The following is a 20,359-nucleotide window of genomic DNA, read 5'->3' as shown; positions in this document are numbered from 1 at the left end:
AAACTGCGGATGAGCATATCCGCTTCGTTCTCCACATTCACTGGCTAGTGAAAAATTCGTAAATATACTCGGCAATTTGTGTAGGCAAAGCCGATGCTTCGGCTTCGGCTTCGGCTTCTGCCCACTGTACCCAACCGAGCACTCTCCCTTTCCTAAATCACATGAATAGAATAAGCAAAAAAGACTACGACAGCATAATTAACTAACTTATAAGTGAATTCCATTTTTGCTCTAAGTCGTTGAGGTAGCCTGCGCTATTGCGATTAAATTTTTCGCGTAATATAACGCTGGTTAAACGCTGATCCCACAGTGCTTTTCGAGATTTATAGCGAGTAAAGCAAACTGAGCGCAATCGTGAAATGACATGTTCCTGGCGCAGTGCATCATTCACTAATACGATCATTTCACCATTGCGTATGATGTAGCTGTTCCAATTACGAAGTCCCATAATACGACGGTGACTAGCCTTCGTCTATCGAAAGAATTGCTCTAAGTCATTGTTCGTTCTTGGAATGTAGTAATGGTCATAACAAGTGAACAAGCCTTTCCAAAACCCTCTGGAAAAGTTAAGTAAATTGTTAACCATTTGCTCGTCACTCTGATGCGTGTAGGTTTGTTTCACCCATTCCAGTAGCAGGGACAGTTCCCACTCAGCCGTCTCACTACTTTTGTCTTCCTCAGGAGTGAGAATGCTAGCGATATGTTCCAAGGGTTTCACTAGCCGCGAAACGGCTGTATAACTAGGTTTTAATTCTTCGATTTTTCTGAATATTCTGACAACACCTTGAAGTAAATTAGGCTATTTTATTACTCAAGCATCTTTGTAAGGAAGCTTGTATGGCTTGTGCACGTTCATAAATAATTTATCCAGGAAGCTCCAATGGTGGATCTCCATCTTCAAGGAGCAGAACTCGAACGGCTGCCACATATCCCTTAGCAATCTGCGCTTCGGTCATTTCAGCAGGTTGCGATTCTGACTGTTCCGTTTTCTCTGTTACAAGCGCTTTGGATTCAACTTGCTCTATTTTTCGTTCGATGTCGCGAATCCCGCGCATGCTCTTTTTGAGTTCCATTTTAACTTGCGATCGGCGTCGACAATGGGCTTAGCAATGTCTTTCAGATAGTGGTACTGACAGTACTGGTAAGGCACATCTGGCAAAAGTGTTTCAAATGCCAGCCGTATGGATTTTTGCCCATCACTTACAATACCTACGATTGGATACCCTAGCATCAGGAAGGGTTCGATAAGTGTTTTCAATTCTTCCGCAGTCCCGCTCTTCATATTTTGTGCGGCAAGCACGGTTCCACTGAATACTTCTCTTAGTACATAAAGTGTTTCATTGCCTTTTTCAGGCTGAACCCCATCCATGGAAAGAATGACGCCTCCATTTTGTTCCGTTGTTTCTGCAAGGACTTTGTTAACATGATCATCTAAACTCGCTGAAAGCAAGATTTGATAACGTTCGTACAAATTTTGAGCATGTCTTTCACTCGTTGGAATGCCTTGTTCGTTCAATGCTTCGGCAACTTCCGCAACCGTTCGATGTTGCTTAAAGCGTAGTTCCCCAACGAGAGCAAGCACGTCATATCCATACGAGGAATGCTTCATGCTAAGCATCTCAGCTTCAGCAGATTTATACGCAACGCCTGCGTGTGCGCAGTCTGGATTTTTACAAGCATAAGCCATGCTCCATGCATGGATGATTCCGTCTCTTGTGACAATCTTTTTCTCCCATGCGGTATGAGTTCTCCGCAATTTAGATTCACAGTGTGGACAATTTTTAAACTCAGGTCTGAAGTAAACTCTGGGCGCGGCACCCAATCTATTTTTCTCAAGCATGAAGGTCATCTCCTAGGGTAAATTCTGACCTATATACCTTCGACAGAAGACTGGAAATACCTGATAGTTAATCTTGCTGTAGTAGAAAAAAAAGAAAGCTAACCGCTAAAAGGTTAGCTCCCACTTCTTACGCGTCTTCTTCCCGAACACCAAGCGCCAGATTTTTCTCCCTAAACTTGCTATTATGCGAGGATACATAAGCAACCTCGTCGGCTTTTGGCTCCATATACAGCTTGGCGCTGTTCACGGCAAAGGCCGCATCGGTAAACGCTCCGGCAATTAAGTAAAGCTTTGATTCGTAATCTACAAAATCTCCGGCGGCAAAAACACCCGGTATATTCGTAGCCAGCTTGCTGCTTACCTTTACTCTACGAACGCCAATATCCAAGCCCCATTCACGAATAGCTCCACAATCACTCTTCAAGCCATGATTTACAATTACGGCATCTACGTCCAGCGTTTCTGTCTCTCCGCTCTCCACCTGACTGATAGTCACCTGATTGATTGCTTTACCATCCTTGCTATGCAGCTGAGTAACCGCATATGGCGTTCTGACATTGACCGTGGACTGTCTCATCCGTACAACATTTTTCTCATGTCCGCCAAATTGTTCGCGGCGGTGCACAATGGTAACGCTGGCCGCCAGCGGCTCCAGCTCATTTGCCCAGTCTACAGCTGAATCCCCGCCGCCGGATATCAGAACATGCTTGCCGCGAAACGGTTCAAGCTCCTGCACCGTGTAATGGAGATTGCTCACCTCATAACGATCGGCTCCTTCAATCTCGAGCTTCGACATTTTCAGAATGCCGTAGCCGATCGTGAGAATGACCGTTTTCGTCCAATGCGTCTCTCCAGATTCCGCTGTAAGGAGAAAGGTTCCGTCCTCCAAGCGATCCAGACCGACTATCTGCTGTCCAAATACAAGGGTCGGATCGAAAGTTCGCGCTTGCTGTGCCAGCTGCGCAATCAATTGCCTGCATAGGATCGGCGTCACGCCGCCAACATCCCAAATCATTTTTTCCGGATAAATCAGCATCGTTCCACCAAGCTCTTCCTTGGCTTCAATCAGCTTCGTCTTCATATCGCGCATACCGCTATAGAAGGCCGCGTACATGCCAGCCGGGCCCCCGCCGATTATCGTTACATCGTATAACTCTTTGGATTGTGTCACTCTGCTTCCTCCAATCTAGGACTTCGATTTCTCGATCAGCCAATTTGCCAGCTCTTCAACCTGAGACAGCATCGCGATCGGATCTTGGAACCATGATTGATCCTCTGTCCAGAGAAACACACGATCATTTTTTATCGCATCCAATTGGCTCCATAACGGATCAGCTTTGTATTCTTCCATTGCTTTCGGGCTTGTCAGGACAACATAATCACCAGCGAAATCGCCCAGCTTTTCCAGCGAAATCGGGTAATATTTCTCCTTCATAATTTCTTCAGTAAGTCCTACTGGCGGGTTGAGGCCCAGTGCCTCATAGATTGCACGTCCGCCCCGGCCAGAGATAATACCGAAGACGTAAATCGATTTGTCCTGATCTTCAAGCACACTAACCGTCGCATCCTCAGGAAGCGCCTGCTTCACCTTCGCTTTAGCGGCAGCTATACGAGTATCGTAATCGTCCAGCCAAGCGGTTGCTTTTTCCTGAACGCCCAGCAGCTCACCGAAATAGTTTATTTCCTCATGAACATTGCTGAATTTATTATAGGGAACACTCACTGTTGGAGCTATTTTGCTGAACAATTCATATTTCTCTTGATCACTTGTCAATGTGATAATCAGATCGGGCTCCATTTCCATCACCTTTTCAATGGAATCCCCCACATTTTCAACGCCATCAATCTTATCCTTTAAATACGGATTTTGCATAAGCCACTCTGATGAACCGATCGGATTCGCACCTAAAGCGACGAGAGAACCCAGATAATCTATCGCTACGATTCGCTTAGGATTTACTGGTATCGTAACATCCCCGAACACGGTGGATACCGTTTTAGTTGTTTCAGTTGGTGCTGAGCTCGCTTGATTTGTGCTGCCTTGCTGGCCAGCAGCGGCTCCTCCTTGAGCAGCATCTGCTGGCTGTACGTTCGCAGATTGGCTTCCCCCGTTTGCAGTCGCCGTCGTCGTATTCGTGCCTCCTGTGCCACAAGCGCTTAGCAGCAGCATGAGACAAAGCAATAAAGTTGCTGTCATAGATGTTTTCGTACCTCTGTACAACGTAAAATCCCCCTCTAACTTATATTGATAATGATTTTCATCTTCATCATCAATATATCGTTGAGCGACCCGTTTCACAATGGAGGATGTTAACGATTTTTTTGCAGAATATTGTATCTTGCCGCTGACAAGCTTGCGTTTTTTGTACTGGCCGGGAGCTATTCCCACATGCTTTTTAAACATTCGATTGAAATAAAACATATCGGGATAGCCCACGGAAGCGGCAACCTCCTGCAAGGTAGCATCCGACGTCAGCAGCAGCTCCTGCGCCTTGTCCATTCTAAGCATGATCAGGAAGTTGATCGGGCTGTTCCCCGTCTGATCCTTAAACTTTCTGGACAAATATTGCGGACTGTAATTCAACAGCTGCGCCAGCGATTCAATGGTAATATTGTGCTGATAGTTCTCCGTCATGTAGCGAATGGCTTGCTCCGATAAATCCGGGCTGTCCGTCTCAAAGCCCTGCCGTTGTATTTGCCACAGCAATTCATACACGAATTGATAAAACAGCGATTTGGCATGCAGCTTTTCCAGCGTATTCAGCCGACTCCATTCACGATGCATCCGCTTTACCTTGTTCAGCAATTCAACCGGATATTGTGGAATGAAATCATATTGCTGTTGAAACGGATTTTCCCGTTCCATAAGGAGCTGTAACTCGCGCCGGAAAGGTGGTACTAATGACGCTTTATACAAAATCAAATAAAATTCGAATACATCCTCTGCTTCAATCTCCAGCCGGGTACCTTTGCCGCCATGCAGCACATGAAACCGTCGAACCATGCTCACATTGCCATCCAATGAAACTTTTGCGCTGCCGCGCGTCGTTAACAAGAACGTACTCGCGGGCAAGTAATAAGCCGGCAGCTTCTCATTGAATTCCATGACGATATGACGAACATCCATCATCCGAACTACCGCATGGTTCCATAACAAGATATGATCTTCTATACTCATGTCACCGTTTCAATTCCTCTCCTCAGTTTCCCATATGCTGTACCGCTTTATGAGGTAACCGTCGCAACAACTCCCTTTATTATAATTGATAATCATTCTCTCTCATAGATTATAAGTTTTCGACTACGACGGTGCTGCCAAAATCTTCACTAAACAGCAGAGCAATTAATTTTGCCGCCGTGTAATCAGGTGTCTGCAGCTTGCCCTCTTCCGCGATTTGAATGAATTGATCAACGTAGGGAAAATCCGCTTTGGATGCCGAACGTATCTCCGCTTGCAGCTGGGTATCAATCATCCCCGGATAGACAGACACGACCTTGGCCGGATGCGGCTGAATCAACTGCTCCAAGCTCACACTTTTGGAAAAAGAGTCCAAGCCCGCTTTCGATGTGCTGTAACAGCTTTGCGAAGGCAGCAAATAGCGGGCAGATCCGGATGAAATATTCATAATCCGCTTATCTACTTGATAGTCCCTTGCATGCTTGAGGAAATTCGCGGTAATAATCATCGGAGCCAGCAAATTGATATTTACATTTTCAATGATGCTTTGAGCTGAATTTTGTTCGATTGGCGCCACCGGAGCCAGCATCCCCGCATTATTAATTAAATAGAGGCCTGTTATTTCTGTATCCTGCGGAATCATGCTGAATAGTGCCGTGAACATATGCTCAATATGTAGCAGATGATTCAAATCAAAAGGATAATAAGTCATACTCGTCTTTTTCTGAATCGACCGCTCAATTAGCTGTTCATTTTCCGTCCGCGATAGGCAAAACAAATGATGATCTTCTGCTAACAGCTGATTAGCAAGCTCCTCGCCAATGCCTCTGGATGTGCCCGTAATGAAAAAATATTTCATTCGTTATTCCCCCTCGTCTCTAGCAGCACACTGTTGACCGTTTCCTTCCACACTTCATGGTACTCCATCGCAACCTTCATCATCATGCATCGGGATAAATTATCAATAACCAAGGCCAGCATATGGGCTTTGTATACGACATTTTGCGGCGCTACAACTCCCAGCTCCACACCCCTCATTAATAGATTATGGAAGCCGTTTAGAAAATTGTGCTGCATATTTCCAAGAAGTGACCGGTACTGCTCATCGCGCTCCGCAAGCAGCATAAATTCACTTAACACCCTTAACGAGGCGGCATGCTCTTTACTCCCATCCGGAAGCATTTTTAAGCCGCCTTTATACAAGGCTTCCCTGAAATTCCCTGCCGTAACAAGGTCCGCTTGAAAATAGCTGTCGAAATAATGATTTTCAAAAAGATGCGAATAGATCCGGCTGACCAGCTCTTCCTTTGTCGAAAAATGATAATAAATCGACGGCTTCGTAATGCCGACTTTGCCAGCAATCATGCTTAAACTCGTTCGTTCGATACCATGCTCGGCAAAAAGCTCAAATGCCGCCTCTATAATTTGATTCGTTGTAAGCTCCTTCTTCTTCAAGGCATTCCGCTCCTTCATCCATCCTGCTGGAAATGATTATAAGCGACGGGAAAACGGCTTGTCAATAATTTAACTACCGATAGTTAAAAAACATTCTCCATAAAAAATCGCGCATAGGCAACGCCCGCACGCTCCACGTCAAAAAAAGCCCGCGAATGTGCGGGCTTACGACCATGGCATGCTGGAGGTTGCTGCTGCTGGCCTGCTGGCCATGATGGGCCTATTCGATTTGTTCGGCACGACCATCTCTGGATGGCTATCCGACCATTTCGATAGCCGCAAGCTGCTGTTCTGGTATTATGGGCTGCGCGGACTGTCGCTGCTGTTTCTTCCTTATGCGCTCACCGCGACGCCAGCTATGCTCGTCGTATTCTCCGTTTTCTATGGCCTCGACTGGATCGCAACCGTTCCGCCGACCGCCAAGCTCGCCTCCGAAACGTTCGGCAAGGAGAAATCCGGCATGATTTTCGGATGGATTGTCGTCGCCCACCAGCTCGGAGCTTCTACCGCAGCCTATGGCGCAGGGGTCATGCGAGATTGGTTCGGCACCTATTCGCAAGCGTTCGTCATCGCCGGATTTGTATGCTTCTTCGCGGCATTGATGGCGCTGCGCATTAGAAGAGCGCCTGCTGCTGCCGTTCAAGCGGCATAAAGCCAGCACTCTTCACCTTGCTGCCACAGCATGCGGCACAACAGGCGCCAAAAAATAAGCCATGGGCACCGTCTTATCTGACGATACTCATGGCTTATTCTCATCCTTAAACGATTGCTTACAATTTACTTGAAAAACACCTTGTCCACATTGTGTTTCGCTCTTAGCTTATTCACGATATACGTTTCGTAAATTTCTCTATCCACCGGCTCTTCAATGATGCAAACCTCGATTGTCGTCACTTCGTCGCGATGCGGTTTCATTGGGGATACCGAATCTTCAAAATGCTTCTTGATCCGTGGTCTCAGCTTTCTGGCCTTGCCAACAAACAGCAGCTCCTTGCTCTTGTTGTAAAACATAAAGATGCCGCCCTTGTCGCGAGGGATCAAGTGAAAATCAGTAAAGCCATAAATATTGCTCAGCTCAGGAGAAATTTGCTTCTCAATCGTTACATCCGGTGTTGGTATCGTAATATTAATCACGCGCTGCTCACGTCCTCATTCAATATAAGAGTAAATACTACCACAAAACCCGCCGCAACACCATTTCAAATTTCCCCCTTATTTTCGGCCCCTGCGTATTTACGCTGAAAACACGTATCCATATAATGAAGTAAGAAGAACGAGGCCCCATTTAGGAGGATTAAAAGACTGTAATGAAACTAGATGATCATATCGCGCTCTGGAATCATGCTTCTGTGAAAGTAATGGATTTTCGCTATGCCATGCTGGAAGCTGGAGAAATGCTGTCCCCCTATCGATTGCCAGCTAACGCCTTTCTCTATGTCATTGATGGCAGCGCGCAAGTACAGCTGGATCATTCGCAGCATCACATGAAACGATTCCATGTCCTGCACGGCGGACGCAGCGCACACCTCTCCATTACAGCAGAAGAGCCCTTCACCTATTACCTAATTTTGTACAAGGCAGTTCTTATGCTGTCCCCTTCGCAAAAGCTGGCGCAACCGAATGATTTGAGCCGCCCTTTCCATTATGAATACAGCTTTGTTCCCTTATATCCTTTGCCTTTGCTCGAGACGCTGGGAAAGATGTATACAGCATGGATGAAGCCTGATCCGCTTAATCTGTTCCACGCGCGGACTTTATTTTATCAATTTGTGCATGAGCTTCTTTGGCAAATGCAGCGTCAAGGAATTGAACCCGTTCGCCCAGATTTATTGGCGCAGATGCTGCGATATATGCAGGAATGCTACAGGGACCCCATTACGCTGGAAACGATGTCGGAGCTGTTCGATTGCAGTGTAAGCTATTTAACCAAGCTGTTCAAAAAACAAATGAATGAGAGCCCCATCCGCCTTCTAACCCAGATCCGCGTAAAGAGAGCAGCCGACCTGCTGGAGCAAACCGAAACCTCCCTTCAAGAAACGGCAGAGCTTGTCGGTTATCCCGATGCCCATACGCTAGGCCGCAGCTTCAAAAAATATTATGGACTGCCGCCATCCGAGTTTAGAGCAAAATACCGGCAAAACAGCCTTATACCAAAATCGCCTGTATTTCGTACCAAATTTGCCATTGCCCCTCCCTATACGCAGTGCTATAGTGTGAATGATTACGAGTCTCATTATCATTCAACGCGAAGTGGAGGATTTTCTGTGTCAAAAATAAACAAGCCCTATTCCATGGCGGCAACACTGCTGCTATGTATGACCTTACTGTTAAGCGCCTGCTCTGGCGCTACAAACGCAGGCGCAAGCCAGTCTGGGACAAACAGCAGTCCTGCCGTACAAAGCTCAAGCCAAACGCCAGCGGAAGCATCACCGGCCAGCAGCTCTACTGCATCGACCAAAACCTATACGGATAGCAAAGGAACGGTAACCATACCTGCAAACCCGGAACGGATCGTTGATTTGACAGGGAGTGCAATTGGAAATTTGCTCAAGCTGGATTTGAAGCCGGTAGCGGCTTTGCAGGCAGCATTGGTCAACCCCTATCATGAAGGCAAATTGGATGGAATCGTAGATCTCGGGGATGGCACTAATTTGGAGGCCATACTGAATCTCGATCCGGATTTAATTATCGTCTTTGATTTCCTGGAAGAAAGTGAGTATGAGAAGCTGGCTCAAATTGCTCCGGTTGTACGGCTTAAATATGGGGCAGCTACCCCTTCGGACCTGTTAACCGAGTTCGGGAAAATAACCGGCAGGGAACAAATCGCACAAGCATGGATTGAAGAATGGAACGCGAAAATTGCCGAGGTTAAGCCTAAAATCGCTGAGGTTGTCGGAGACAAAACCGTCTCGATTTTGCAGCCTTATGCGAAAGGCATTTATGCTTGGGGTAATAAAGGCGGTAGAGGCGGAGAAATCCTATACGGCGACCTTGGCCTGAAGGCTCCTGCTATTATTCAAGAGGCTCTCATCGATGGCGCGGAGTTTGGCTCAAGCTTATCTCTTGAACAATTGCCGGAGTATGCCGGGGACTATATTTTTACAAGCAATTGGGGCTGGGATGATGGGGACCCGGACGTCGTTTACGGGAGCAGCCTATGGAAAGGGCTTCCTGCTGTGAAGCAGAATCAGGTTTATTTTATTAACGCTCAAGGCTCTTATTTTAATGATCCGATCTCCTTGGAAGCCCAATTGCAATTTATTGTAGAGAGCTTTTTAGGCAAAAAGGCGTAAAGCCTGCCAAAAATAAAGCATGTTCATCAGCAGCATGATGCCGATGAACATGCTTTTTCTCATTTCGCTACGCAATCGTCGTTAGCTTCCCTTAGCTGGAATACAGCGAACAGTAAGTACGCGTAAAATTCCCTGCCAGCAAATCTTCTTTGCGAATATAAAATTGCAATTCTCCGGCATCCCACCAGCAGAAGCCTACATCATTATCCGAATCAAGGGTTAGCAGCACGAGCGTATCCGCAACCTCCTGCTCAGCTTGTCCTTCGTCGCCTGCGAAGTGGGCCGCCAGCTGCTTCATCGCTTTTTCTGGGCTGTATTCATAATGCTTGCCCGTCATCAGCATCAGCGCCGCCTCAATCTCGCAGTCGCCGTGCTGCGTTGCCGGATAGCCGAACATGACGGCAAGATCGCCATCCTCGCTGCCGCTCAATTCATGTGTCAAATCTTCGTATTCCTCATAATCATGCTCATCATCTTCTACCTGCTCACTATCTACATAACCATAGCCCGGAAGCTCGATCGAAGCTCGGCCCACCACCTCATAGCCTGTAAAATCCGCATCCTCCAGCGACGTTTCCTCAGGAGCAAAGCGGCGCTTGGCACCTGCAAGCTGCTCGTCTTTCAAATGCAGGACGAAATGCTCAATATGATAAGCCGGCTCATCCACTCCTAGGAAAAAATAAAGCACGCCGCCATGCGATAACCGCGAAGCCGCATCATGCGGCGCCAAATCCTCCAAACGCAGCTGCGCCAAAAAGGTCATTGGCGTGCCGTCTCGATCAAGCGGCCATTCTATTTCATCAGGAAGATCAGGATCTCCACCAATTCGCGATACGCAGGTTTTAGAATAATCTGCTATTTCCCGCTTGGCTAAACGCACACCTTCACGGGCATGTTTCATTAAATAGTCCATGGCGTGGGTATACTCCTGTTCTTGCAGCAAGTGTTCCAATTTTTCCTGATTTGGTTTCGTTAATGGCATAAAATCAAGCTCCTCTTGGAAAATATAGTAGACCCTTCGTTTATTTTAAACGTTCGCCTCTTCCATTTTCCACCTGCAAACTACCTATATTTCCGGCCTCTTGACGTTTATGGAAGCCTCTTATTTAATGCCCATAATCTTCGGGAGTTCGTCCAGAAAATGTTATGTCGCCGAGCAATACGATTTTTTGCGGATGTGTTGGAACCGGGAAAAGAACGAAATGGTTACATGACAACACTGTAAGCTTGGATGTCCCATTTTGTAAGGTAAAAACCATAGTTCAGGCGATTTTGGCAGGATAAAATAGGATCAACCTCACCTGTGATTTGTTCGTCTGTGCTTGAGGAATTTTTACACTGCTTTTGTCAAATGTAGGCCTGCTGGATAAACCAAGCGCTGCCTATCCAGAGGTGAAATTTATGACCTCGCTGTTTGCCCGCGTCAATAGGGACATTTCAGAGGAAAGAGAGAGGCAGGTGCCTTGAACGGCCCCTGCCTCTCCTTATTTTATTCCACGATCATATCTATTTCCTCATGTCGCTCGTCGAACGTAATACGCAGCCCTTTATTGTCGAGATACCACAAATTGGCTTCCTCCATGAAGAAGGTGATCCCTTCCACAGTAGTGCTAAGTCCCGGATTTATGGGCAGTTCCTTATTGATACCTAGAGACAAGCCCGGTACTACAGTGCTGCAGCCGCCAAGCTTTACAAATATTCTGACCGACTCTCCATTTTTCAGCTCCAACTGCTGCTTATACCAGCTCGCCGCTGGCTGCTCAACGATTAATTGCATATGTGTCAGCCCCTTCCATTCGATATTCGCCTCTTGAAAGACAATGCTCCCGATAACGAATATCTCCATCATCGCCAATTGGCTGGCCCCTGTCAATGCGGCTGCATTTATTTGCTTTTTTCGTTTATTCACTTAAGCTGGCAGCAGCTCTAACCTTAAGCCGATATTCCTGCGGGGAAATCCCTTCCAGCTCCTTGAACACACGCGTAAATTGCTTGCTGCTCTCAAAGCCTAAGGCGCTTCCAATATCCTGCATTTTATCACTCGTATTTTCCAGCATCGCCTTGCCTTTGCGGATACGCAGCTTTTTCAAATACAAGACGAAGCTTTCTCCAGTATGCGCCTTAAACGCCTCGCTGAAATAGGAGTAATTGAGGCCGACATAATTGCTGACAACCGCCATATTAAGCGGCCGGGCATAGTTCGTCTCCATATAAGCTACAGCCGCACTGATTTCCGCATGCTCGTTATAGGCAGAGCGAATGCCTCTCACATACTCATTTACGCTGTATAACAAATGCTCCAAGCTGCGGTAATAGTCGTGAAAGCTGCGAAAATTGTCCATGCTGCCGACTCTGCGATACAGCTTTAGCACGTCAATAGAAGCTTCTCCGTATAGGCGAAACACTTCATCGAGCACCTGCTCATTGATTCGCTTGCCCACCTGGCGCAAATATTCGATATCCACATCAGGCAATTCCTCGATCCGAAAAATAGCTTTAAGCAGCGCTTGAAGCTCCTTCTCCCGCTCGGTGCCCAGCATATTGCCAAGCTTGCGAATGTCTTCATCCGGCATGGGATGCATGCGGCGCTGCGGCGCGCGAATATCCTGATACTGGAGCAGGCGGCTGCCCGGATAAAGAAAAGAATAGTGCAGCGCTTCCTCTGCCTGCTTATAGCAGCTGCGCAAATCCTCAAACTTGGCTGCCTCTGCGCTTAGTCCCAAACGAAGCCCTTCCAGCTCCTTGCCCCCGGTTAGCCTCAGCAGCTCGTGAAACTGCGCTGCCCGGCCCCCTATCAGCACAAGCCTGCCCGCACTGTCCACAAAAGAAGCAGCGACCGTCCCGCCCAGCTGCCCTAGCAGGTTCCGGGCGAGCGGCCCAAGCTCATCGCGGTTCAACGCTTCCCCATTCTCGGCTTTATAGCTGAGAACAGCTACATGGCATGGCAAGGTGATCGATTCGAATGGTATATCTAGATCGCGGCGCACCTCCTCCACCTGCCCATGCATCTGCTCATCTTGACTGAGCCATTCCTTCAGGCGGCTCATTCGAATCTGCTCGCGGTACTTGTCGCCCTCTGCCGTTTTTCGCGCAAGCTCAGCCTGTGCCTGCAAAATACTTTCGCTCTTGCGCAGCGATTCGAACAGCTCATCCCGGCGGATCGGCTTCAAAATATAATCTCTAACTTGATACTCAATCGCTGCCTTCGCATAAGTAAATTCATCATAGCCGCTCAAAATAATAAAAACAGGCTTTCGCTCCTCCTCAGGCTGCTTCATCACTTGCTTAATCAGCTCAATGCCATCCATCATCGGCATACGAATGTCCGTAATGACGATATCGGCCTGCTCGCTCTCATATTGTGCCAGCGCATCCTCTCCATGAATCGCTAGCCGAATATGGTAGTGATCTGGAAACTCCCGCTCGATCATCGTTTTCAGGCCAATTCTTATATTTTTCTCGTCGTCTACGATCAGCAGCTTTTTAATAGTCATCCCCTCCTCCTGCAATCAACACCTTTGGCAGCGTTATGATGACTTCAGTAAAATGGCCTACCTCGCTGCGCACCTGCAAGCCATAGGGCTTGCCGTAATAAATGCGAATGCGTTGATGCACATTTCGCAGCCCTATGCCAAACAACGGCTTTCCGCTTCGCTCATATTCATCCATAAGGCGCTCGCCCGCCCGTTCCAACTGGATGCGCTCATTCAGAAGCGCAAGCGGCTCAGGGGCGATTCCTTCGCCATTGTCGCGCAGCGTAATGACGATCCCGCCATCCGCTTGCTCGAAAGCGGCAATCTGGATGAGCCGTTGTTCCTCCCCAAGCTCTGACCATGCGTGCTTAAGCGCATTTTCGACAATAGGCTGCAAGGACATTTTCAGCATCTCTACCTCCATCAAGCCCGGCTCGATGCTCCATTCAAGGACGATTGGCTCGTCAAAGCGAATATTCATGACATCAATATAGTTTTGAATATGGCGAATTTCGTCCTGCAAGCGCACATATTCGCCCGACCACTTGAAGTTGTAGCGCATCATGCCACCCAGCGATGTAAGCGAGTCAGAAATGGTGCGCTGGTTTTCAATTTCGGCCAGCATTTTAATATTTTCCAGCGTATTGTACAAGAAGTGGGAATCAATCTGGCTGTGCAGCGTCCGCAGCTCCGCTTCCTTCGTCAGTGCCTTCTTTCTTACACCTTGGGCAATCAGTTCATTGATCGTTTGAATCATTTTGTTAAAATGGAACGCCAGCTCGCCGATTTCCCCGCCCCCGCTGAGGGGAAGCCCCGCCGGCGTCTCGCCCCGCCGGACCTTCTTCATCGCTTCGGTTAAGCGCCGCAAATTTTTGAGAATAATGGCATTCATCATATACGTAATGATAGACAGCAAGCCAATAAGCCCTACATTAACCGCCATAATTCGAAATTGTGCATTTGAGACGCGCTCATACACCAGCTCCAAGGAAATGACATTGAGCAGATCTGCTTCTGCTTGCTCCACGGGCGTACGAATCAGCAAATAAGGATGATCGTCCACGGTAAAACGAATTTCCTGCTGCCCAAGCTCCTTCATTGCGGCGAACTCTTCCTTAATAGCTGTGCGCAGCTTCGGATTACTGCCCGTACCCGCGAAAGCCTGGAGCTCATCGAGCACAATGCTTCCCTTGCTGTCGGCCAGCATCATCTGCGAGCCCTCATCCTGCAAGCTTGCAAATGCCTTTGGCGCAAAATGCTTCAGCAGCATTTCCACCTGAATGACGCCTATCCGCTCGCTGCCTGCCCGCACTACCCGCATAAGGGAAACTTTGGGCAGCTGATTATGGACATCCGCCACATTCCGGTGCAAAATATCGGCGTCCTCTTCCTTAAACACCCACAGCTCTTTGCCGTCCAGCTCCGCAAGCTCTGAATACCAAGGCTCCTTCTGAATACGCCGCTCATGAAACACAATCGGCCACATTTCCGATATGTAGTCATTGTCTGCAAACAGGCGCAAATGGGCGATGTTCGGATTGTTCGTTTGAATATTGATGACATCGTTTAGCGGCCCCCGGTACAAATCAAGCAGCTCCTCCGTCGTAAACTCCTTGTGTGCAGACACATAGCTCGTAAGATCCGCACTCAGTATCGTAAGCTGGGCTGCCAGCTCCATCGCTTCAATTTGATTAAGTATATTGACCTTTTCCAGCTCCACCAAATACTGCCCCTGCCTAAGCGTGTCATTAATATGGCTGTCTCTAATTTCGCCAAACAAATAATTGGATACCACAATGCTTGGAAACAGCAATATAAAAATATACGCGGCGACGAGTCGACTTTGCATCGATCTTCTGCCCAGCCAATAAGCCGTCGATTGAAAATAGTTCCGAATTTGCCTTCCCACGTTAGGCTCACTTCCATCTTCGCGGCCCAGCCCCCTGACTGGCTTGCAGGCGGCAAAAAGCGCGCCAGTCCATGATGGATTTGGCGCACCTAATGCCGGGATGTATGCCCGGGCCTGACCTGTATTAGTTAATGAATTCTGCCAGCTTCGCTACGTTCTCTTCATATTTTTTCTGCTTATAGGCCTGAACGGCGCTAAAGCCAAGAGAATCGCGCTTGCTCAAATACTCCTGCCATAAGCTGTCGAACTCGGCATCCGACTTCGCAAGCAGCAGCTTTGGAAGCGCCTTGCCAAATTCATGATCCAGCTTCGTCTTCATAATGCCTTCCTCCGAAGCCCCCGTCGGGTCTAGCTGATCAAATTGCGACAGGCTGAGCGCTTTCCCGCGCGTCCAGTCTTCCATCTGCTTGAATGGCTCAACGGCTGGCGGCGACCATTCCGGCGTCAAATTCGTATCCATCATCATCCAGAAGGTATGGGAGGCGCCATATTTTTTATCGAAGGCACCACGATCGGTATTAAGCAGCTCCAATACCTCCGGCAAAAACTGGTCTTTCCCGTCTATTGTATCCCAGGTTACGCCCTGCTCGCCGAAAAACATATCCCGCTGGCCCTCTTCCGAGATGAGATAGTCCAGGAAGCGAATCGCGCGCGCTTTATCCTTCACATTTTTGGAGATGAGGGTAACGGTCCAGCCGGAGATGGATGGCCCTGCAAGCGTTGCTTGAGCCTGCGCAGCATTAGCTGGCCCATCCACCGCAATATAAATGGAATTAGGATCGTTCGCAAATAGCGCATTTTGCTGGTTAGCCAGATCAGACCTCGCATACAGCATCGCAAAGTATCGGCCTTGAGCGATTTTTTCCTCCATTTGCGGACGCTTGTCGATGAACACGTCTTTCGAGAGCAGGCCGTTTTCATTCGCTTGACGCATCGTCTTGAGCCATTTTACATATTCAGGGTCCGTGTCGCGATCATACAGCTGTCCATCCTTTTCATAAGGAATAGCCAAGAAATTTTGGATATAAGCTTGCAGCGAGCTGTTGCCCTTTTCATTAAAATCATACATGCCCAGCGGAATTAACGGCTGGCCGTTAATGTCGGGAAATTTCGCTTTTGCATCAGCCAATGCTTGAAGGAAAACGTCCGTTGTCCGCATATCCGGGCTGCCGATGGCCTCATACATGTCCTTGCGTACGAGGAACGTCTGCGTCGAGGTAATACTGTCGCCAAACTTCTCGTAATCCTTCGGCGAGGAGGAGGCGTTCGGATACCCATAGATATGGCCGTCCTCTTGTTTGTACCAGGCAAGCTTCGCCGGGTCGGTAACCTTGTAGAAATAAGGATCATACTGGTCAGCCAGTTCATTAAGCGGAAGCACCATGTCGCCTTCTATCATCTTCTTGACGGCATCCTCGTACCAGCCGAGCGTAATGAAATCGGGCAGGCTGCCGGAGGCGATCATCGTATTCATCTTCTCCGCCTCATTGCCGGCAGGGACGATGAAGTTAATATCTACGCCTGTTTTCTCCGTAATATACTTGGATGTGTCATCTACGCCCCACTTATTAGGAAACCACGCGAAATTAATATACCAATCGAACGTAATCGGGCTTTTATCCACTTCCCAGCCTTTATCCTCCTGCGTCAGCTTCACCTCACTGGAAGCTGCAGGCGTGCCCCCATTCGTTGCCCCCTCGTTCGTATTGCTGTTTGATGAGCAGGCTGCCGTAAATACGAGAGCAGCGGCAAGCGGCAGCAATAGCAACTGCTTTAATGTCGGTTGTTTAACCATGTTTATTTTCCCCTTTTCTATTTGAGTAGACTGTAGACTAGCCCTTAATAGAACCAATCATCATGCCTTTGACAAAATACTTTTGCAAGAAAGGATAGACCAGCACAATCGGAAGCGTCGTGACGACCATCGTTGCCAGCTTGATCGACTGCGACGTAACCGTTTTGCCAACGCCTCCCGGAATCGCCGCCACCATCTGGTTCGAGCTGGACTGTGCAACAACCCGGTATAAATACGTCTGAATTGGCTGCAAATCCATATTGTTCATATAAATAACGCCGGCAAAATAGTCGTTCCACTGATAAACGCCATGGAACAGCGCAATCGTCGCAATAACCGGCAGCGATACCGGCAGCACGACTTTGAGAAAGATCCCCCAGTCGTTGGCTCCGTCTATTTTGGCTGCTTCCTCCAAGCCGTCTGGAATTTCCCGGAAGAAGGTCATGAAAATAATGAGATCGAAGAAGCTGAACATCGCCGGTATAATGTAGACGAGAAAATTGTCCAGCAGATGCAAATCCCGAATGAGCAAATAAGTCGGAATCAGGCCGCCACCGAAAAACAGCGTAACCGTGCCAATTAAAATGTAAAGCTTGCCGCCAATAAGTCCTCTGCGTGAAAAAGCATAAGCGACCATCGCGGTGAAAAAAACATGCAGCAGCACGCCAAGCACCGTTTTTGCTACGGTAATGCCCATTGCCGTCATAATGCCGGCGCTCTGAAATACCGCCTCGAAGCTTTCCAGGCTGAACACCCGCGGCCACCAATAAATCCCCCCGCGCATGCCATCCTGCCCTTCATTAAATGCATTTACAAGCACGTACCAAATGGGATACAGGGTCGCGAAGCATACGAGCAGCATGCCGAAGCCGTTGAACAAGTCGAATACCGCTTCTCCCTTTGTTTTCCGTTTCAAGCTGAGCAAAGCCAGTCGCCCCCTTCCTAAAACAACGATGTGTTATTGATTTTTTTCGTTACACGATTGGCTATGAGCAGCAAAATAAGGGCGATTACGGATTTGAATAAGCCAACTGCTGTCGCATAGGAATACCGTCCCTGCTGCATGCCCGTCTGGTACACAAACATATCAATGACGTTGCTTGCGCTTTCATTTAGTGCGTTTCTCAGCACCAAAATTTGATCAAAATTGGAGTTCAATACGCCGCTGACAGCCAGAATGAACAAAATCGAAATCGTCGCTTTGATGCTTGGCAAGGTGACGTACCACATTTTTTGAAAGCGGCCCGCCCCGTCAATCGTAGCTGCCTCGTACATTTCGGGCGACACGCTGGCAATCGCGGCCAAATAAATAATGGCGGACCAGCCAAGCTCCTTCCATATATCCGAGGTAATAATAATGCCCCAGAAATAATCGGGTTCTGCAAGGTACGAAATCGGCTCCTTAATGACGTTAAGCGCCAGCAGCACATGGTTAACAATGCCCACATCCGATAGCCAAGTCGTCAGGATGCCGCCAAGGATAACCCACGATAGAAAATGCGGCAAATAGGATATCGTCTGCACCGACCTTTTAAACAGCACCGACCGTACCTCATTCAAAAATAAAGCAAAAATGATCGGCAGCGGAAAGCCGATGATGAGCTTAATCAAGCTGATGCCCAGCGTATTGCGCATCACATTTACAAAGCTGTCATCCTGAAAAAACTCCTGAAAATGCGACCAGCCCACCCACGGCGCTTCGCTAATGGGCTTAACGATATTAAATTCTTTGAACGCAATGATAATGCCGTACATTGGGACATAGTTGAAAATTATCATCCATAAGACACCAAGCAGCGCCATCAGCTGCACATGCCTTTGTCCGTACAGCTTTTTCAACCATCTGCTTCGCTTGGCCGTCTTCGGGCTTACAGCAAGCGCTGCCGCCGATTGTGCTTCGTGCTGGTTGTTCACCGATGAAATCCCCCATGCTATTGTTGGAATTGTGCCGAGCAGGCTGGTGTGCCTTCTTTATCCATTGTAGAGGGCAGCTTACGATCCGGTAAGGCTTCAAATTTCGTATTTGGGGCTCATTTTTCGGGTCAGCAACGACCTTTCCTACTAACGCTTGCCGCAAACGCAAAAAGAGCCTGCTCAACCTTTTATGGTTAAGCAGGCTCTTTGACTAGCTTCATTAATATGTCATTCGAAATGGCAGCTTAAGCTGCCATGATTCCATTATTTTGAAGAGCAGCTTGAGCTTGTGCATCTGCCGGGCGATAACCTTTTTCCAACAGCTCTTTAATGTACATTTTATTATAAATGAAAGAAAAGACGATGCCTGGAAGCCATGCTCCAATTCCTAGAGTAAAAATACCTACTGCGATTGCCGCTACAAGCATAATTGCCGCCCATTTCAAATCGCCTCTAAATAGAGCTGGAAAAAAACCAAAAAAGAAAGTTGTCCAGCTAAACCCAACTTTTACTTCTTTAATGGCACCCGCGCCATTAACTAAATTAACACGCATAATACAATCTCTCCCTTATTAATATTCTTCATTTATAAATGTATTATAGGGACAAAGTATTATTTTGTCGATATTTAATTTAATTTGTCATTCTAGTATTACAATTTAAACGATACTAAACATGCTGCCACCATTCGATTTTTAAATTTCATCTAGCTCTCACATAGCGTTAATGCTGAGATGACATTGCCGGAGTATAGTCGAACCATATTCAACTAAATAAAGGATGATGACACTCATGGGCATTCATACGTACTTTAGATCTCTTAACGATTTGGAACGCATTATCCGCACACCAGGCAAATTCAAGTTCGAGGAGCACAGCGTGTCGGCTCACTCCTGGAAGGTCGTCCAGTACGCCAAGACGCTCGCCGATATCGAGGAACAGCACGGCGTCACGATTGATTGGAAGAAGCTTTATGAAATTACAAGCAGCCATGATTATGGGGAAATTTTTATCGGAGACATTAAGACGCCCGTCAAGCATTATTCACTTGAACTGCGTTCGATGCTGCAGCAGGTTGAGGATGGCATGGTCGAGCATTTTATTCAGGAGAATATTCCCGAGGAGTTTCAGGCTATTTTCCGCAGACAGCTGCGCGAAGGCAAAGACCATTCCGTAGAAGGTCTCATTTTGGAAGTCGCCGATAAAATGGATCAGGTATATGAAGCTTTTGCCGAGCTCCAGCGTGGAAATACCGAAAAAGAGTTTATCGTCATGTACCGCTACGCCATCATTAAAATCAAAAACATCGACCTCCACTGCGTGAAGTATTTCCTCCAGCATATCCTGCCGGATATTATTCATGAAGGCACCCTCTCCCCTATCGATATCCGCAAAATAACAGAAGAAGCCTTGGCTCAAGGTGAAACGGCTATCGCCGTCCTTTAGCCGCGCAGTGCGTTTCATTCCGAGAAATATAGAGAAAGGATAGCGTTAGGATATCC

17 protein-coding genes are annotated in these 20,359 nt (G+C 47.7%); 3 read left to right on the top strand and 14 right to left on the bottom strand.

The features are described 5' to 3' along the window. Window positions 1-1,021 precede the first annotated feature (1,021 nt). The 5 genes from WH37_RS27885 to WH37_RS27865 all read right to left on the bottom strand — a co-directional run bounded on the left by WH37_RS27885 (window position 1,022) and on the right by WH37_RS27865 (window position 6,473). The gene (locus WH37_RS27885) at window positions 1,022-1,840 is read right to left on the bottom strand and encodes a transposase (protein WP_177218074.1); all 819 of its coding nucleotides are present in this window, start codon (window positions 1,838-1,840) and stop codon (window positions 1,022-1,024) included. A 127-nt stretch (window positions 1,841-1,967) separates the two neighbouring features. Further along, the gene (locus tag WH37_RS27880; RefSeq protein WP_046233929.1) at window positions 1,968-3,011 is read right to left on the bottom strand and encodes an NAD(P)/FAD-dependent oxidoreductase; all 1,044 of its coding nucleotides are present in this window, start codon (window positions 3,009-3,011) and stop codon (window positions 1,968-1,970) included. 15 nt (window positions 3,012-3,026) lie between these two features. Then, window positions 3,027-5,018, bottom strand: a complete 1,992-nt coding sequence (locus WH37_RS27875) for an AraC family transcriptional regulator (protein ID WP_046233928.1) — start codon at window positions 5,016-5,018, stop codon at window positions 3,027-3,029. Between the two features lie 109 nt (window positions 5,019-5,127). After that, on the bottom strand, window positions 5,128-5,877 hold the full coding sequence (locus WH37_RS27870) for a (S)-benzoin forming benzil reductase (protein WP_046233927.1): 750 nt from the start codon (window positions 5,875-5,877) through the stop codon (window positions 5,128-5,130). Then, the gene (locus WH37_RS27865; RefSeq protein ID WP_143088683.1) at window positions 5,874-6,473 is read right to left on the bottom strand and encodes a TetR/AcrR family transcriptional regulator; all 600 of its coding nucleotides are present in this window, start codon (window positions 6,471-6,473) and stop codon (window positions 5,874-5,876) included. The genes WH37_RS27870 and WH37_RS27865 overlap by 4 nt, the downstream gene beginning before the upstream one ends. A gap of 157 nt (window positions 6,474-6,630) precedes the next feature. On the opposite strand from WH37_RS27865, the gene WH37_RS27860 reads away from it, so the two are divergent. Then, complete coding sequence (locus tag WH37_RS27860) at window positions 6,631-7,125, top strand: MFS transporter (RefSeq protein WP_231594396.1); 495 nt, start codon at window positions 6,631-6,633, stop codon at window positions 7,123-7,125. A gap of 125 nt (window positions 7,126-7,250) precedes the next feature. On the opposite strand, the gene WH37_RS27855 is transcribed toward WH37_RS27860, so the two are convergent. After that, window positions 7,251-7,607, bottom strand: coding sequence for a nucleotide excision repair endonuclease (locus WH37_RS27855; RefSeq protein WP_046233925.1), 357 nt, complete (start codon window positions 7,605-7,607; stop codon window positions 7,251-7,253). 173 nt (window positions 7,608-7,780) lie between these two features. On the opposite strand from WH37_RS27855, the gene WH37_RS27850 reads away from it, so the two are divergent. Then, window positions 7,781-9,766: an AraC family transcriptional regulator gene (locus WH37_RS27850; protein ID WP_046233924.1), complete on the top strand. Its 1,986-nt coding sequence runs from the start codon at window positions 7,781-7,783 to the stop codon at window positions 9,764-9,766. A gap of 91 nt (window positions 9,767-9,857) precedes the next feature. On the opposite strand, the gene WH37_RS27845 is transcribed toward WH37_RS27850, so the two are convergent. The 8 genes from WH37_RS27845 to WH37_RS27810 form a co-directional block, all read right to left on the bottom strand. After that, window positions 9,858-10,748 carry a YwqG family protein gene (locus WH37_RS27845; RefSeq protein ID WP_046233923.1) on the bottom strand — a complete coding sequence of 297 codons (891 nt, stop codon included), beginning with the start codon at window positions 10,746-10,748 and terminating at the stop codon, window positions 9,858-9,860. A 507-nt stretch (window positions 10,749-11,255) separates the two neighbouring features. Continuing rightward, complete coding sequence (locus WH37_RS27840) at window positions 11,256-11,675, bottom strand: HesB/YadR/YfhF family protein (protein WP_331458082.1); 420 nt, start codon at window positions 11,673-11,675, stop codon at window positions 11,256-11,258. Then, on the bottom strand, window positions 11,668-13,260 hold the full coding sequence (locus WH37_RS27835; protein ID WP_231594395.1) for a response regulator transcription factor: 1,593 nt from the start codon (window positions 13,258-13,260) through the stop codon (window positions 11,668-11,670). The genes WH37_RS27840 and WH37_RS27835 overlap by 8 nt, the downstream gene beginning before the upstream one ends. Beyond that, the gene (locus WH37_RS27830; RefSeq protein WP_046233922.1) at window positions 13,250-15,148 is read right to left on the bottom strand and encodes a sensor histidine kinase; all 1,899 of its coding nucleotides are present in this window, start codon (window positions 15,146-15,148) and stop codon (window positions 13,250-13,252) included. Before WH37_RS27830 ends, WH37_RS27835 begins: the two co-directional genes overlap by 11 nt. A 124-nt stretch (window positions 15,149-15,272) precedes the next feature. After that, a complete protein-coding gene (locus WH37_RS27825) occupies window positions 15,273-16,943 on the bottom strand; it encodes an extracellular solute-binding protein (protein ID WP_046233921.1) in 1,671 nt (556 codons plus the stop codon). Window positions 16,944-16,980: 37 nt separating this feature from the next. Then, window positions 16,981-17,805 carry a carbohydrate ABC transporter permease gene (locus WH37_RS27820; RefSeq protein WP_082111039.1) on the bottom strand — a complete coding sequence of 275 codons (825 nt, stop codon included), beginning with the start codon at window positions 17,803-17,805 and terminating at the stop codon, window positions 16,981-16,983. A gap of 80 nt (window positions 17,806-17,885) precedes the next feature. After that, window positions 17,886-18,857 (bottom strand): ABC transporter permease, encoded by a 972-nt coding sequence (locus WH37_RS27815; protein ID WP_046233919.1) that lies wholly within the window; start codon window positions 18,855-18,857, stop codon window positions 17,886-17,888. Window positions 18,858-19,102: 245 nt separating this feature from the next. After that, window positions 19,103-19,411, bottom strand: a complete 309-nt coding sequence (locus WH37_RS27810) for a hypothetical protein (RefSeq protein ID WP_046233918.1) — start codon at window positions 19,409-19,411, stop codon at window positions 19,103-19,105. A 238-nt stretch (window positions 19,412-19,649) separates the two neighbouring features. On the opposite strand from WH37_RS27810, the gene WH37_RS27805 reads away from it, so the two are divergent. Next, window positions 19,650-20,303: a YfbR-like 5'-deoxynucleotidase gene (locus WH37_RS27805; protein WP_046233917.1), complete on the top strand. Its 654-nt coding sequence runs from the start codon at window positions 19,650-19,652 to the stop codon at window positions 20,301-20,303. Window positions 20,304-20,359: the final 56 nt, after the last annotated feature.

The sequence above is a fragment of the Paenibacillus algorifonticola genome (assembly GCF_000971975.1).
Classification (GTDB): Bacteria; Bacillota; Bacilli; order Paenibacillales; family Paenibacillaceae; genus Pristimantibacillus; species Pristimantibacillus algorifonticola.
Note: the sequence above shows the minus strand (reverse complement) of the source record. Positions and strands in the feature narration are given on the sequence as shown.

Bases quoted from the DNA above. Each gene is read 5' to 3' on its own strand.
- WH37_RS27885 (WP_177218074.1), bottom strand. From the start codon at position 1,840: ATGCTTGAGAAAAATAGATTGGGTGCCGCGCCCAGAGTTTACTTCAGA.
- WH37_RS27875 (WP_046233928.1), bottom strand. From the start codon at position 5,018: ATGAGTATAGAAGATCATATCTTGTTATGGAACCATGCGGTAGTTCGG.
- WH37_RS27870 (WP_046233927.1), bottom strand. From the start codon at position 5,877: ATGAAATATTTTTTCATTACGGGCACATCCAGAGGCATTGGCGAGGAG.
- WH37_RS27850 (WP_046233924.1), top strand. From the start codon at position 7,781: ATGAAACTAGATGATCATATCGCGCTCTGGAATCATGCTTCTGTGAAA.
- WH37_RS27845 (WP_046233923.1), bottom strand. From the start codon at position 10,748: ATGCCATTAACGAAACCAAATCAGGAAAAATTGGAACACTTGCTGCAA.
- WH37_RS27835 (WP_231594395.1), bottom strand. From the start codon at position 13,260: ATGACTATTAAAAAGCTGCTGATCGTAGACGACGAGAAAAATATAAGA.
- WH37_RS27825 (WP_046233921.1), bottom strand. From the start codon at position 16,943: ATGGTTAAACAACCGACATTAAAGCAGTTGCTATTGCTGCCGCTTGCC.
- WH37_RS27820 (WP_082111039.1), bottom strand. From the start codon at position 17,805: ATGCTGCTCGTATGCTTCGCGACCCTGTATCCCATTTGGTACGTGCTT.
- WH37_RS27810 (WP_046233918.1), bottom strand. From the start codon at position 19,411: ATGCGTGTTAATTTAGTTAATGGCGCGGGTGCCATTAAAGAAGTAAAA.
- WH37_RS27805 (WP_046233917.1), top strand. From the start codon at position 19,650: ATGGGCATTCATACGTACTTTAGATCTCTTAACGATTTGGAACGCATT.